The 13,799-nt window shown below is 71.0% G+C and carries 13 protein-coding genes; 10 read left to right on the forward strand and 3 right to left on the reverse strand.

Going from position 1 to position 13,799, the window contains the following annotated elements; all coding sequences use genetic code 11:
• Nucleotides 1-17 precede the first annotated feature (17 nt).
• The 7 genes from ABZ562_RS01285 to ABZ562_RS01315 all read left to right on the forward strand — a co-directional run bounded on the left by ABZ562_RS01285 (nt 18) and on the right by ABZ562_RS01315 (nt 6,999).
• A complete protein-coding gene (locus ABZ562_RS01285; protein ID WP_361472229.1) occupies nt 18-287 on the forward strand; it encodes an acyl carrier protein in 270 nt (89 codons plus the stop codon).
• A complete protein-coding gene (locus ABZ562_RS01290) occupies nt 271-1,497 on the forward strand; it encodes an acyl-CoA dehydrogenase family protein (protein ID WP_361472232.1) in 1,227 nt (408 codons plus the stop codon). Before ABZ562_RS01285 ends, ABZ562_RS01290 begins: the two co-directional genes overlap by 17 nt.
• Complete coding sequence (locus tag ABZ562_RS01295; RefSeq protein ID WP_361472234.1) at nt 1,494-2,600, forward strand: HAD-IIIC family phosphatase; 1,107 nt, start codon at nt 1,494-1,496, stop codon at nt 2,598-2,600. The genes ABZ562_RS01290 and ABZ562_RS01295 overlap by 4 nt, the downstream gene beginning before the upstream one ends.
• A complete protein-coding gene (locus ABZ562_RS01300) occupies nt 2,597-3,490 on the forward strand; it encodes a 3-hydroxyacyl-CoA dehydrogenase family protein (RefSeq protein ID WP_361472236.1) in 894 nt (297 codons plus the stop codon). The genes ABZ562_RS01295 and ABZ562_RS01300 overlap by 4 nt, the downstream gene beginning before the upstream one ends.
• Before the next feature lie 295 nt (nt 3,491-3,785).
• Nucleotides 3,786-4,412, forward strand: coding sequence for an ATP-binding cassette domain-containing protein (locus ABZ562_RS01305; protein ID WP_361472534.1), 627 nt, complete (start codon nt 3,786-3,788; stop codon nt 4,410-4,412).
• Between the two features lie 174 nt (nt 4,413-4,586).
• Nucleotides 4,587-5,489, forward strand: a complete 903-nt coding sequence (locus ABZ562_RS01310; RefSeq protein WP_361472238.1) for a winged helix-turn-helix domain-containing protein — start codon at nt 4,587-4,589, stop codon at nt 5,487-5,489.
• A 481-nt stretch (nt 5,490-5,970) separates the two neighbouring features.
• Nucleotides 5,971-6,999, forward strand: a complete 1,029-nt coding sequence (locus ABZ562_RS01315) for an isocitrate/isopropylmalate dehydrogenase family protein (protein WP_361472241.1) — start codon at nt 5,971-5,973, stop codon at nt 6,997-6,999.
• A 74-nt stretch (nt 7,000-7,073) separates the two neighbouring features.
• On the opposite strand, the gene ABZ562_RS01320 is transcribed toward ABZ562_RS01315, so the two are convergent.
• Together ABZ562_RS01320 and ABZ562_RS01325 are read right to left on the reverse strand one after the other, a co-directional pair.
• Nucleotides 7,074-7,727 carry a response regulator transcription factor gene (locus tag ABZ562_RS01320; protein ID WP_361472243.1) on the reverse strand — a complete coding sequence of 218 codons (654 nt, stop codon included), beginning with the start codon at nt 7,725-7,727 and terminating at the stop codon, nt 7,074-7,076.
• On the reverse strand, nt 7,715-8,998 hold the full coding sequence (locus tag ABZ562_RS01325; protein ID WP_361472246.1) for a sensor histidine kinase: 1,284 nt from the start codon (nt 8,996-8,998) through the stop codon (nt 7,715-7,717). Before ABZ562_RS01325 ends, ABZ562_RS01320 begins: the two co-directional genes overlap by 13 nt.
• Before the next feature lie 273 nt (nt 8,999-9,271).
• On the opposite strand from ABZ562_RS01325, the gene ABZ562_RS01330 reads away from it, so the two are divergent.
• The 3 genes from ABZ562_RS01330 to ABZ562_RS01340 all read left to right on the forward strand — a co-directional run bounded on the left by ABZ562_RS01330 (nt 9,272) and on the right by ABZ562_RS01340 (nt 13,303).
• The gene (locus ABZ562_RS01330; protein ID WP_234357239.1) at nt 9,272-10,015 is read left to right on the forward strand and encodes an ABC transporter ATP-binding protein; all 744 of its coding nucleotides are present in this window, start codon (nt 9,272-9,274) and stop codon (nt 10,013-10,015) included.
• A gap of 24 nt (nt 10,016-10,039) precedes the next feature.
• A complete protein-coding gene (locus ABZ562_RS01335; protein WP_361472249.1) occupies nt 10,040-12,589 on the forward strand; it encodes an FtsX-like permease family protein in 2,550 nt (849 codons plus the stop codon).
• A 195-nt stretch (nt 12,590-12,784) separates the two neighbouring features.
• Nucleotides 12,785-13,303, forward strand: coding sequence for an NADP oxidoreductase (locus ABZ562_RS01340; RefSeq protein ID WP_361472251.1), 519 nt, complete (start codon nt 12,785-12,787; stop codon nt 13,301-13,303).
• A gap of 37 nt (nt 13,304-13,340) precedes the next feature.
• Here ABZ562_RS01340 and ABZ562_RS01345 read toward each other — a convergent pair whose 3' ends face one another.
• Complete coding sequence (locus ABZ562_RS01345) at nt 13,341-13,775, reverse strand: nuclear transport factor 2 family protein (RefSeq protein WP_361472254.1); 435 nt, start codon at nt 13,773-13,775, stop codon at nt 13,341-13,343.
• Nucleotides 13,776-13,799: the final 24 nt, after the last annotated feature.

Raw genomic sequence — 13,799 nt, forward strand, 5'->3', positions numbered from 1 at the left:
GAGCGGAGAAAAACGGCATGACAACTGTGACCGAAGAAATCCAGGGATTTCTCACCTCCGTTATCGGTCAGGAGGTAGGACCCGATGAGGACTACTTCGCGACGGGGCTGACGGACTCACTGTTCGCACTGGAGCTGGTGGCCTTCGTCGAACAAAAATTTGACCTCGCGGTCGATGCCGACGACCTGAGTCTGGACAACTTCCGGACCGCGGCCCGCATCGCCGCATTCATACGGCGGAAAAACGGGGCCGGGTGCCCGGAGGTGAGCCATGAGACGAGCCGCTAGCGCCCCGCCCGCCGCCGCGGCCCCGGCCACCCCGGCGGCCCCCGCGGGCCCGGCCGGAATCACCGGGGTGGCCGCGGTCTTCGCGGAGTCCGTACGGGACCGGGCATCCGACTGGGACCGTCACGGAGCACTGCCCGCCGAGGTACGTCAACGGCTGGGGGAAACCGGCCTGTTGGGTGCCGACCTCCCCGTCCACCACGGCGGGCTCGGAGGCACCCCCACCGAACTGGGCGAACTGTGCGCGCTGGTCGGCGGCGTGTGCAGTGCCCTGCGCGGCCTGGTCACCGTCCAGGGAATGGTCTCCGCCGCCCTCGCCCGATGGGGCACCGACCAGCAGCGCGCCCGCTGGCTGCCGCGCTGGGCCACCGGACGGGAGATCGCCGGGTTCGCCGCCACCGAGGCCGAGGCGGGCACCGACCTCGCCTCCGTGGGCACCCTGATCGAGGAGGACGGCGACCAGCTGCTGGTGACCGGCAGCAAGAGATGGGTCACCTTCGGCCGGACCGCCGATGTCTTCCTGGTGCTCGGAACGGCGGCGGGCCGCCCCACCACCGTGCTGGTCGAGGCGGACCGCCCCGGCGTCTCCAGGGAGCCCGTCGAAGGCCAACTCGGCATGCGGGCCGCGGAGATCGCCCACCTGCGGTTCGACCGCGTGCGGGTGCCCCGGGGCAACCTCGTGGCCCCCTTCGGCCTCGGGCTCTCGCACGTCACGGCGACCGCGCTGGACCACGGCCGCTTCACCGTCGCCTGGGGATGCCTCGGGATGGCCGAAACCTGTCTGGAGACGGTCGCCCGGCACATCGTGCACCGGACGCAGGGCGGAGTCCGGCTCGCGGAACACCAGCTGGTCCGGTCGAGGCTGGCACGAGCCGCCGTGGAGACCACGGCCGCCCGTGAACTGTGCCTGCGCGCCGCACAACTCCGGGCGAGCCGGTCGCCGGAGGCCGTGGTCGGCACCATCACGGCCAAGTACGCGGCGGCCCGCGCGGCGAGTTCGGTGAGCCACGGCGCGGTCCAGAGCCTCGGCGCGGCCGGCTGCGCCCCCGACAGCGTCGCCGGGCGCTTCTACCGGGACGCCAAGGTCATGCAGATCATCGAAGGCTCCGAGGACGTCGCGGAGCTGCACATCGCCGACCGGCTGCTGCGCCGCTACGGATTCCGCCCCGGCCAGCCCACCCCCACCCGCGAGCCCCAGGAGACCGCCCCATGACACCGGACCCCACGGCAGCGACCCCCGGGGCACCGGACCCCACCGCGCCATCGGCCCCCGCAGCGACGGTGAAGTGCCTGGTCTGGGACCTGGACGACACCCTGTGGGACGGCGCGGTGCTGGAAGGCGACCGGCCCGCGCCGTTCCCCGGCTCGGTCGCCACCCTGCGCGCCCTGGACGAGCGCGGCATCCTGCACGCGGTGGCCAGCCGCGGCGACCACGACCTCGCCACCGCGCATCTGGCCGCCCACGGACTGGACGAGCTGTTCACCGTCCTGGAGATCGGCTGGGGAGCCAAGTCCCAGGCGGTGCGCAGGATCGCCGACACCCTGGGCATCGGCGTCGACACCCTCGCCTTCATCGACAACGACCCACTGGAGCGTGCCGAGGTCGCCGCGGCGCTGCCCATGGTGCGCCCCTACCCGGCACGGGACGCGGGCAGCCTGCCCGAACTGCCGGAATTCCAGGTGCCGTCGGTGACGGCGGAGTCCCGCGAGCGCCGTCTGCTCTACCGCCGCGAAACGCGCCGCCGCCAGGCCCAGGAGAGCCACACCGGCCCACCCGCGCGGTTCCTGGCCTCGCTCGACCTCGTGCTGACCGTTCGCCGGGCCACCGAGGACGACCTCGTACGGGCCGGCGAACTGACCGTGCGCACCCACCAGCTCAACACCACCGGCCGCACCTACGGCATGGAGGAGCTGCGGGGCCTGTGCGTCTCGCCCCGCCATGAGGTGCTCGTCGCCGATCTGACGGACCGCTTCGGCTCGTACGGGACCATCGGGCTCGCGCTCACCGAACTGGGCGAGGGGACCAGCACGCTCAAGTTGCTGCTGCTGTCCTGCCGGGTGATGTCACGCGGCGTTGGGCCCGCCCTGCTCGGTCACTTCGTACGCGACGCCCTGGCCGCGGGCCGCCGCCCCACCGCCGAGTTCATCCCCACCGACGTCAACCGCGTCATGCTCGTCAACCTCAGGTTCAGCGGATTCGAGGTGGTCGAGCGGACCGCCGACAGGATGCTCCTGGGGTACGCGGGCGGCGGGGCACCGCCCGCCACGGACGGTCCGGTACGCGTCGTCACCACAGGAAAGGACGTTCTTCGATGACCGAGCACCAGACCGTGACCCCGCCCTTCGTGGTGGGTGTCGTGGGCGCGGGAACGATGGGGGTCGGCGTGGCCCAGTGCGCGGCCGAAGCCGGTTACGAGGTGGTGGTCGTGGACGCCGACCCCACGGCCGTGACCAGCGGGCCCACCCGGTTCAGGGACGGGCTCCGGCTCACCCGCATGCTGCGCCGACGGCCCCCGGCCGCTTCCCGGCCGCCGGCGGAGGAGCGGGTGAGGTGGGCGGGCCGGCTGGAAGAACTCCGCGACGCGCGCTTCGTGATCGAGTGCACCCGGGAGAGCATCCCGGTCAAGGAGAGCGTCTTCCGGGACCTGGACGCGGTCTGCGCGCCCGATGCCGTCCTCGCGACCTGCACCTCGGCCATTCCGGTGTCCCACCTGGCCTCCTGCACGAAGCGGCCCGGCCTCGTCATCGGCACCCACTTCATGAACCCGGCGCCGCTGAAGGACGCCGTCGAGGTGATCAGGGGCCCGGAGACGGAGCCCGGGACCGTGCGCCGCACCCGGGAACTGCTCGCGGCCATGGGGAAGAAGGGGATCGTGGTCGAGGACGCGCCCGGGTTCGTGTCCAACCGGGTGCTGATGGCCACGGTCAACGACGCCGCGGGAGTCGTGCAGGAAGGCACGGCGGACGCGGCCTCGGTGGACCAGATCTTCCAGGAGTGTTTCGGCCATGCCATGGGCCCGCTCCGCACGGCCGACCTCATCGGCCTGGACACGGTGGTGGACTCCCTGCACGTCCTCCTCGAATGCACCGGCGACGCCCGCTTCGAACCCTGTGACCTGCTGGTCGGCCTGACCGCCCAGGGCCACTTGGGACGCAAGACCGGCCGCGGCTTCCACGTCTATCCGCCCGGAGCGGCCCGCCGCTGACGGCCGGGGCCGAGAGAGCCCCGGCCGACCCCGCCGGGGTACTGTTGGCTGCACCCGCAGCGGGGTGCCTGCACCATGTTCAGAATCCTCGAAAGACAGTAGATTCTCCTCGTCAGCCGCTTCTTTTCCGGGGGTTTCGGAAGCATGCCGTTCTACTGGTTAAGGTGCATAGATGGCGGGGCACGTGGAATACCCGGACCCTGTCGGCCAACCGGACCTGGCATTCGCTCTTGATGATGTATCCCTTGATGCTCTGCCCCTTGATGACATGTCGATGATAAACGGTCGGGATGCAATGGGGAGCGGAGTTCTGCGAAATGTGACACTGGGCGTCCGGCCCGGACGATTCGTCGCGGTCATGGGCCCGCCCCGGTCCGGGAAATCAGCCTTGCTGAACGTCATCGCGGGAATGGTGAAGCCGACCTCCGGAAGTGTGCGCTGGGGTACGGGAGAAAAACCGGAAGCGGCCTTTGTCGGGCCGGTGGAGGAATTGCCCCGGCAGGCCCGGGTCCGGGAGGTCGTGGAGCAGCGCGGGCCACATGCCGACGCATCGGTGCTGTCGCGGGTATACCACGGTGCGGGGTTGTGGTGGAGCCGGCGGAGGCGGGTGGCCGCCCTGTCGGCGGCGGCGCGACAGCGGTTGGCGGTGGCGCGGGAGGCTGCCACCGCCCCCGCGCTCCTGCTGGCCCCGCACGAGCCGGGCTCCGGTGCGGTGCGGGAGGTGAATGCGCTGTCCGCCGGGTTACGCGGAATTGTGGATTCCTGCAGGCTCACCGCGGTAATGGTCACCGACGATCCGGTCGCGGCCGCCCGCGCGGACAGTGTGATCTTCTTGCGCCGGGGCGAGATCGTCGACATGGCCGCAGGCGCCGATCCTGGTCTGATCCATGCTTGCCTCACGCGAATTAACCGGCTTGCCTAGGCAGCTTCCCGGGCATGACGGGCAATCGCTCCCCTTCTGGTCTCCCATAATTGACCTGCCGGTTGCGCGGCGGAGTCGGCCCGGGGGAAGAGATCGCCGGTGGGCCGAAGGCCGTGGTAGCGTCGCGGGCGAGTAATCGCTTGTGCGGCAGCAGGTCGTCGTCGAGGTGGGGGTATGCGGCGCATCAGTTTTACGCACGAAAGTCTCGCGAGGACGCGAATGTCGGCGAGTCCAGAAAAACTCGTCGAAGCTCTTTTTGCCCTGGACCTGCTCTGTACGGGCCGGGGCGGAGCCATGTTCGACGGGTGGCGAAAGAAGGCACTCACCGTCCCTCGTGCGCGCGAACTGGTCGCGTTAGCCCAGACGATCCGCCCCTTTCCGGACATCTACCGTCTTGTGCGCCAGGCATCGGATACCGTCACCGATCCCGTGAGTGCCGAGGGCAGGCCGCAAGTCGTCAAGGACCTGGGGGCGTTCTACCGGTCCGCCATCGCTCCGTACTGGAAGCGCATCGCCGGCCGGCTGGAGGTCGACCGCGCGGCCCGCGGTCAACTCCTGCTCAGCGGGGGCGTGGACAGGCTGATGAGCACCCTCCACCCCTCCCTCCGCTGGGAGTCACCCGTGCTGGAGGTGCCGGGGACCGGTGCGGACGTGCTGCTCGAAAAGGACGGACTGCTGCTCGTGCCCGCCCTCTTCCTGCACTCCAGACAGCCCGTCCTCTTCGCCGACCACGAAGACGCGGACCGGCCGATGCTGGCCTACCCGATCCCGGTGAAGCAGACGTGGGCCGCCCCGCTGTGGGACTCCGGTGACAGCACCGAGCACGCGTACAGCAACGAACACGCGCTGGGCGCCTTGCTGGGCCGGACGAGAGCGGCCGTCCTCAGGGCCCTGACCGACAGCTGCACCACGACGGAACTCGGGGAAAGAGTGGGAATCTCCGCGGCGGCCGCCAGTCAGCACACCGGTGTGCTGCGAAAGGCGGGGCTGATCACCACGATACGCACGTTCAACAAAGTCCAGCATTCACTGACACCGCTGGGAAGTGCCTTACTCTATCACGATTTGGCCGCCTGATCGGACTCCGCCGAGCGGCATCTGAGGGACCGTGACCGCGCGGAGGGGAGGACGACCCCTCCGCGCGGCGTGCCCCGGCACAGCTCAGACGGTGAGGGCCACGTTGATGCAGACGCCCGCCGTGATGATGACCAGCAGTATCCACGGCCACAAGGGCCGTTCCTTGCCTGGCTTCCAACCCGAGGTCTGTGTCATCGCCGATTCCCGTACGGTACGAGGTGAGTGTCGGGCGCGGCTGCGCCGACATCTGGGACTGTACGCACGGTTCGGGGCCCGCGGAGGAGAGTGATCTCCAGTTCCGAGGTGCAGAAAACTGCATCTCCCGGGTCGACCGCACTGCTGCGGAAACCGCGTCACCCGGGGCCAACCTGCCCTATTTGCCGCCTCCTTAAAGACATGGTGGACGCCCCCGCCGGGGCGGCAGGCTGTGCGCAGCGTGCCGGTACCGAGGATCACGATCGAACCTGAGGACGGACGGACTGTGCAGAACATCGTTGTGATACCCGGGGACGGCATCGGCCCCGAAGTGACCGAGGAAGCCGTCAAGGTCCTCCAGGAGCTCGGTATCGGCCTGGAGTTCACCTTCATGGAGGACATCAACGGCGGCCGCTTCCTGGAGAGCGGCGTGGCCATGACGGACGACGAACTCGAACGGATCCGCGCGGCGGGCACCGTGCTGTTCGGCGCGGTGGGGGACCCCCGGGTCACCTCGACGGAGTACGCCCGCGGCGTGCTGCTCAGGATGCGCACCGAGCTGGACCTGTTCGTCAACTACCGGCCCGCCGTCCTGCTCGACGAGCGGCTCAGCCCGCTGCGCACCGAGTCCAAGCGGGCCATCGACTGCGCCGTCGTGCGCGAGAACACCGAGGGCCTCTACTCCGGCATCGGCGGCACACTGCGCGCGGGCACCACGGACGAGGTCGCCATCGACCAGGACGTGAGCACCTACCTGGGGGTCTCCCGGGTGATCGAGTACGCCTACTCCATCGCCCGCCGTTCGGTGTGCATGGTGGACAAGTCCAACGCGGTGCGCTCCGGCGGCCGGCTCTGGCAGCGCTGCTGGCGAGAGGCCCGCGAGCGCCACCCCGACCTGGATTCCAGCCACCTGTACGTGGACGCGGCCGCGATGCGGCTGGTCACCGACGCCCCGTCCTTCGATGTGATCGTCACCAACAACTCCTACGGCGACATCCTCAGCGATCTGACCGCGGAGCTGGCGGGCGGCCTGGGCACGGCGGCGTCGGCGAACATCAACCCGGTGACCGGGGCGGGGCTGTACGAGCCGGTGCACGGCAGCGCCCCGGACATCGTCGGCAAGGGGCTGGCCAACCCCGCCGGCGCGGTGCTGAGCGCCGCCCTGATGCTGCGCGACCGGGGGTTCACCGCCGAGGCCGACGCGCTGCGCGACGCCGTGCGCGCCACCCTGGCCGCCCGCCGGTGCACCCCCGACCTCGGCGGCACGCTCACCACCCGCGAGGCCGGGGCCGCCATCCGGGCCGCCGTGAGCTGAGCCCGCGCGTCAACTGCCGCATGACACAACAGAGTTGAGGGGTGTGACCGGCGACCGCCGGCACACCCCTCGCGTCACGCGTTGCTGGCGTTGAGGTACGTGAGCACCGCGCGCACCCGCCGGTGACCGCCGTCGGTGGTGGGCAGGCCGAGCTTGCTGAAGATGTTCCCGATGTGCTTGTTCACCGAGGTCTCGGCGATGAACAGCAGCTCTCCGATGGCGGTGTTGCCATGCCCCTCGGCCATCAGCGACAGCACCTCGCGCTCCCGCCCGCTGAGGGCGGCCAGCGGGTCGTTGCGCGTCCTGCGGACCATGAGCTGCGAGATCGCCTCGGGGTCCATCGCCACACCGCCGTCCGCGACCCGGTCCAGCGCCTGGAGGAACTCCTCGATGCGGCCGACCCGGTCCTTCAGGAGATACCCCACCCCGGAGGCGCCCTGGGCGAGCAGCTTGGACGCGTACGCCTGCTCGACGTACTGGGACAGCACCAGCACCGGCAGACCGGGGATCTCCGCCCGGGCGGCCATCGCGGCCCGCAGCCCCTCGTCCCGGAAGGTCGGCGGCAGCCGGACGTCCAGGACGGCGATGTCCGGGCGGTGTTCCAGCAGGGTGGGCAGCAGGCTGTCGCCGTCCGCCACCATCGCGCAGATCTCATGCCCGGCGTTGGTCAGCAGCAGCGAAAGTCCCTCCCTCAGCAGGGTGTTGTCCTCGGCGATCACGATCCGCACGGCAGCTCCACTCGAAGGGTGGTCGGCCCCTTCTCGGGGCTGGTCAGCTCGGTGGTCCCGTCGAACGCCGCGACGCGGCGCCTGATGCCCCGGATCCCGCTTCCGGCGTCCTCCGACACACCGCCCCGGCCGTTGTCCCACACGGTGATCAGGATGCTGTCCCCCGTGGTGTGCAGCCGGACCTGGGCCTGGTCGGCGCCGCTGTGCTTGGCGACGTTCGTCAGGGCTTCGGAAATCACGAAGTACGCGGCGGACTCGACGGCGACCGGAGCGCGGCCGCCCACCGCGGCCATGTCGACGTCCAGCTCGGTGGGCACCTGGCAGGCGGCGACGAGCGACCGCACCGCCTCGGCCAGCCCGCGGTCGAGGAGGATCGGCGGGTAGATGGCGCGCACGGCCTGACGCAGCTGGGTCAGGGACTGCTCGGCCAGCTCCTGGGTGCGGTCGATCAATTCCGGCAGCTGTTCCGGGCGCCGGGCCACCGCCTGTTTGATCAGGCCCAGCCGCAGCGAGATGCTCACCAGCCCGGCCTGTGCGCCGTCGTGCAGATCGCGCTCGATGCGGCGCAGCTCGGCGGCATGGGCGTCGAGCGCTTCGGCGCGTGACGCGGTCAGCTCCTCGATCCGCCGGGCGAGCGTCACCTTCCGGCGCCGTGCCTTGAGCATGAACCGGGTCAGCCGCGCGTGGGACCGCGCCAGCGACGGGACGATGAACGCGGCCAGCGCTGCGTAGGCCAGGCCGACGATCACCGCGCCCAGGGAATCGGCCCAGGAGTTGATCTCCCAGAAGAGGAACTGTGCCTTCGGGACCAGGGCCCACCACAGCGGGGTGGTCATCCAGCTCACCGCTCCCACGCACAGACTGAGCGTCAGAGCGCAGGTGAACAGGCCGAAGAGCGCGTGCAGCGGCAGCCAGAGGAGATCGGCGTAGGTGGCCCGGTCGGTCAGCATGGTGTGGGCCCGGATCAGCACACCGCCCTTGGGTGTGCGGTAGTCCGACCGGATCTCGGTGCCCAGCACCGCCCCCGCCCGCCGGCGATGGGCGTCGGCGCTGCGGCGTAATCGCATCAGGGAGGCCGGTAACAGCAGCAGCCCCGGGCCCAGCAGGCTCAGCGCCAGGACGAAGAGCAGCCCGTAGAGAGCGAACAGGCAGACCACCGCGGTGCCGCCACTGACCAGGACGTACGGTACGGACGCGACGAACCGGGAGACGAAGGCCTGCCAGGTCATCATGCGGACGGAACCCATGTAGATCGTTCTGTGGGAATCCACAGTCATCTCCCGCCCCGCCCCTCGCATAGGTCGAGCGCACTTTATCACCGGAATTCCGCTCACCGCCGGGTCTCCGCGTACCGCCGGAGAAGGGGCAGCCAGCTGCACCTTTCATCTACCAGTGCACGCCGTGTCGCGCGGCGCGCCGCGCCTCTAGCGTGAGTGCGGACAGCACAGGAACTCTTCTCCAAGGGGGACGCGGCGGTGGCTCAACGTGGGAGTGCCGGCCGGGCGGCCGGCGGCGGGACTCGGGACGTGACCATGGGGACCGGCATGCCGGGACCCGCAAGCCGCTGGGCTGTCCAGCTGCAGGGCGTGAGCAAGACCTACGGCCGGGGCGCCGGGCAGGTCTCGGCCCTGCGCGATCTGACCATCGATTTCGACCGGGGCAGCTTCACCGCCGTCATGGGCCCCTCCGGGGCGGGCAAGAGCACCTTCCTGCACTGTGCGGCGGGGCTGGACCGGCCCACCTCCGGCTCGGTGCAGCTGGGCGGCACGGACCTGGCGAGGCTGACCGAGGCCGAGCTGACGATGCTCCGCCGGGAACGGGTCGGGTTCATCTTCCAGGCGTACAACCTGCTGGCCTCGCTGACGGTGGCGGAGAACATCACCCTGCCCATGATGCTCGCCGGGCAGTCGCCGGAGCCCGCCTGGTTCGAGCAGGTCGTGCACCAGGTCGGGCTGGCCGACCGCATGGGCCACCGGCCCTCCCAGCTGTCCGGCGGCCAGCAGCAGCGGGTGGCCATCGCCAGGGCCCTGATCACCCGTCCGGAGGTCATCTTCGCCGACGAACCGACCGGAGCCCTGGACACCCGCACCGGTCGGCAGGTCCTCCAGCTCCTGCGCCACGTGGTGGACACCACCGGCCACACGGTGGTGATGGTCACCCATGACCCCGTCGCGGCCTCCCACGCGCACCGGGTGGTCTTCCTCGCCGACGGCCGCTTCGCCGAGGTGATGGAGTCCCCGACCCCCGAGCGCGTGGCGGAGCGCATGACACGCCTCGGGGAGTGGTGACCGGTGATCTTCCGACTCGTACGCATGACGCTCAGGGAGCGCAAGGCGGGGCTCGTCGGCGCCTTCGTCGCCCTGGTCGGTGCGTCCGCCCTGGTCACGGCGTTCGGCATCCTCCTGCAGTCGGGCATCGGATCCGGTGTCCCGACCCAGCGTTACGCGGGCGCCGCCGTCGTCGTCAGCGGCAAACAGTCCTTCAAGGTCCATGACGGCAAGACCAAGGAGAAGCCGCTGGCCGAACCGGCCGCGCTGGACCGCGATCTGGTGGCGAGGATCGCCCGGGTGCCGGGCGTCCGCAAGGCCGTCGGCGACGTCAGCTTCCCCGCCCAGGTGGTGGACGGCTCCGGCGATCTGGTGGAGGCCGGCAACGGGCGGCCGTCCACGGGGCACGGCTGGGACAGCGCGGCGCTGGGCCCCTTCGAGCTGAGCGGCGGACGGGCGCCGGAGCACGACGGTGAGGTCGTGCTCGACGCCCACCTCGCCGAACGGGCGAAGATCACCCCTGGACAGCGGGTGAGGCTGGCGACCACCGAGGCCGCCGCCTCGTTCAAGGTCGTGGGCCTCGCCACGCTCACGTCCACGGACGAGGAGCTGCGCTCCGCCCCCCTGTTCTTCACCGAGTCCGACGCGGCGCGGCTGTCCGGCGACCCCGGCCGGGTGCGGGCGGTCGGGGTCATCGCCGCGCCGGGAACCGACACCGGCGAGCTCGAGGACCGGATCAAGGACAAGCTGCACGGGCAGGAGATCACCACCCGTACCGGCTCGGACCGCAGCCAGATCGAGAACCCGGATGTGGCCACCGCCCGGAGCGACCTGCAGGAAATGGCCGGTTCGCTCGGCGCCACGGTCATCCTCATCGCGATGATCGTGGTGTCCAGCACCCTGGCGCTCAGCGTGCACCAGCGCCGCCGCGAGCTGGCCCTGCTGCGCGCCGTCGCCGCCACGCCCCGGCAGATCTACAAGATGATGGCCGCCGAGGCGTTACTCGTCTCCGGCGTGGCGTCGGTGATCGGTTGCTTCCCCGGAATCCTGGTCGCCCAGCTGATGCGGGCGGCGCTGACCACCATCGGCATGGTGCCCGACGACTTCACGTTCTCCTACGGGCCGCTGCCCATGCTGGTCGCCGTGTTCGCCGGAATCGTCGCCGCCGAGGTGGCGGCCCTCGGTGTCGCCCGGAAGGCGGTGGCCATCCGCCCGGTGGAGGCCATGGGCGAGGCAGCCGTGGACAAGCCGAAACTGGGCCGGTGGCGGGTGTTCTCGGGCGTGATGCTGTTCCTGCTCGGCGCCGCCGCCTCTCTGCTGCCGCTGTTCTTCGGCAGCATCTTCGCCGTGGCCGGAGCGGGCTCCGGTGGCCTGGTGATGGTGATCGCGGTGCTGCTCCTGAGCCCCCCGGTGGTGGGCCTGTCGACCCGTCTGCTGGCCCGGCCGGTCCGCAAGCGCACCGGCCCGCACGGCTGGCTGGCGGTGGCCAACACCCGGGCCAACGCCCGTCGGCTGGCCGCCGGGATCGGCCCGCTGACGCTGGCGATCGGCTTCGCGATGGTGCAGCTGGTCATCCCCACCACCACCGCCGAGGCCGCGCAGGACCAGGCGGAGCAGGGCATCGTGGCCGACTTCACGCTCAACGGCCGGGCGGGCGGCGTCCCCATGCCCGCGGTGCAGGACGCGGCCCGGCTGCCCGGGGTGGCCGCCGCCACCGGCGTCATCCGGGTGGACCTGGCGGCCTCGCGCGCGGTGCTGGACTCGCCGGAAATCTTCGAATACCAGGGCCAGGGGGTCACGCCCCGGGGTCTGGAGAAGAACATGGACCTGGAGGTGACCGACGGCAGCGTGAGCAGGCTGCGCGACGGGACCGTGGCCCTCAGCACCGGCGCCGCCAGCACGCTGGGCGTGGGCGTGGGGGAGCGGGCCCGGCTGCACCTGCCCGACGGTGTCGAGGCCAAACCGGTCGTGGTGGCGGTGTACAAGCGGGGACTGGGGTTCGGCGACGTCACCCTGCCGCAGCGGACCGTTCTCGACCACAGCAACCGGCGGCTGGACGACACCGTGTTCGTCAAGGCGGCGCCCGACGCCGACAAGGACAAGGTCAAGGCGGCGCTGGAAAACCTCGGCAAGCGCTACCCGGGAACCGATGTCCTCGACGACGCGGGCCTGTCGGCCGCCCAGGAGGACCAGGCGACGTCCAGCGTGCTCACCAGCGCCCTGCCACTGGCCCTGGTCTTCGGCTACCTGGCCATCTCGGTGGCCAACACGCTGGTGATGGCGACCCTCAGCCGGGTCCGGGAGTTCGCCCTGCTCCGGCTCGTGGGCGCGCCCGCCCGGCAGGTGATGCGCATGATGAGGGTGGAAACGGTCATCGTGGTGATCACCGCGGTGGTCATCGGCAGCGTGGTGCCCCTGCTCCCGCTGGTCACCGTCAGCCTCGGACTGACCGGATCGCCCGTGCCGTACATCCCCCCGCTGCTGTACCTGGGAATCGTCGCGGCGACGGCCGCGATCGGCGCCCTGGCGATCCTGCTGCCCACCCGCTGGGCGCTGCGTACGGCGCCGGTGAACGCCATCGGCCTGCGGGAATAGGGATCCGACGCGACGGGGGCGAGGGGGCCGGGACATCGACGGCCCCCTCGCCACCCGTTCGCCGAGCGTACATACCGATGCCCTACACGAAGGCGCTGTGGCCGGTGATCGACTTGCCGACGATCAGGGTGTTCATCTCACGGGTGCCCTCGAAGGAGTAGATCGCCTCGGCGTCGGCGAAGAACCGGGCGAGTGGTGTCCGTGCCGTTCACGGCGTACACCTCCGTGCCGCGCGAACCTCTCGCGGGCACGACGGTCATCGACACCGGCAACTACGCTCCACAGCGCGACGGCAGGATCGAGGCACTGGACGACGGCGCGACCACGAGCAGCGAGCTGTTCCAACGGCACCTCGGCGCGTCGGCACACGTCGTGAAGGCCTTCGACAACATCCACCACACCCACCTCGCCGTACTGACCAGGCCGGCGGGCGCCGAGGACCGCACCGCGCTCCCCCTCGCCGGCGACGACGCCGGGGCGAAGCGGCACGCGGCCGAACTGCTCGACGCCCTCGGATACGACACCGTCGACGCGGGCCCCTCGCGCAGGGCAGGCTGTTCGCCCCGGGCACACCCGCGTACGGCGCCCCCTGCACGGAGCTGCCCCCCGACTCGTTCGGCCCCCTGGCCCCCGGCTCCGCCCCGGCCGGGTTCCTCTCCCGGAAGGCAGGCCGCGTCGGCAGCCGGGATACGAGCGCTCCTGGCGAAGGCGTGAAGCGAACGCCACCGGCCGTCGGTGCCGGACGAGGCCGTCAGACCTCGAACGCCCGGGCCACCGCGAGACTGTCCTCGTAGACGTGGTGCCGGGTGACGAGGCCGTGTTCGACCGTGAGGTGCAGGGCGAACCGTGCGCGGTAGGCGCGGCCGGTGGGGCGGGCGGTGTGGCGGATCTCGCCGAGTACGACCGCGTCGTCGCCGTCTATGAGGATGCGCTCGATCTCGGTGGCCGCCGCCCCGGGCACGTGGTGCTCGGCCAGCTCGCGGTAGTGGGCGGCGGCCTCGGCGCGGGTGGTGCGGTGGCGGATCCACGGGGTGGCGGTGCGGCCGTGTTCGTCCTCCGGCCAGTCCAGCTTCCAGTCGCCTCGCTCGGCGTACAGCTCGGCGATGTGCTCGGGGTCGCCCCCGCCGATCCGGCGCAGCAACTCCTCCACCACTTCGCGCGTGGTCGTGGGCGCGGATGCCGCCATGACCGATCCTCTCCGTTCGGAAAC

It is taken from the genome of Streptomyces sp. NPDC019937 (assembly GCF_040631655.1).
Lineage (GTDB): Bacteria > Actinomycetota > Actinomycetes > Streptomycetales > Streptomycetaceae > Streptomyces.

Coding starts and splice junctions, on each gene's coding strand:
- ABZ562_RS01295 (WP_361472234.1), top strand. CDS start 1,494: ATGACACCGGACCCCACGGCAGCGACCCCCGGGGCACCGGACCCCACC.
- ABZ562_RS01305 (WP_361472534.1), top strand. CDS start 3,786: ATGGGGAGCGGAGTTCTGCGAAATGTGACACTGGGCGTCCGGCCCGGA.
- ABZ562_RS01310 (WP_361472238.1), top strand. CDS start 4,587: ATGCGGCGCATCAGTTTTACGCACGAAAGTCTCGCGAGGACGCGAATG.
- ABZ562_RS01290 (WP_361472232.1), top strand. CDS start 271: ATGAGACGAGCCGCTAGCGCCCCGCCCGCCGCCGCGGCCCCGGCCACC.
- ABZ562_RS01345 (WP_361472254.1), bottom strand. CDS start 13,775: ATGGCGGCATCCGCGCCCACGACCACGCGCGAAGTGGTGGAGGAGTTG.
- ABZ562_RS01335 (WP_361472249.1), top strand. CDS start 10,040: ATGACGCTCAGGGAGCGCAAGGCGGGGCTCGTCGGCGCCTTCGTCGCC.
- ABZ562_RS01330 (WP_234357239.1), top strand. CDS start 9,272: ATGCCGGGACCCGCAAGCCGCTGGGCTGTCCAGCTGCAGGGCGTGAGC.
- ABZ562_RS01285 (WP_361472229.1), top strand. CDS start 18: ATGACAACTGTGACCGAAGAAATCCAGGGATTTCTCACCTCCGTTATC.
- ABZ562_RS01300 (WP_361472236.1), top strand. CDS start 2,597: ATGACCGAGCACCAGACCGTGACCCCGCCCTTCGTGGTGGGTGTCGTG.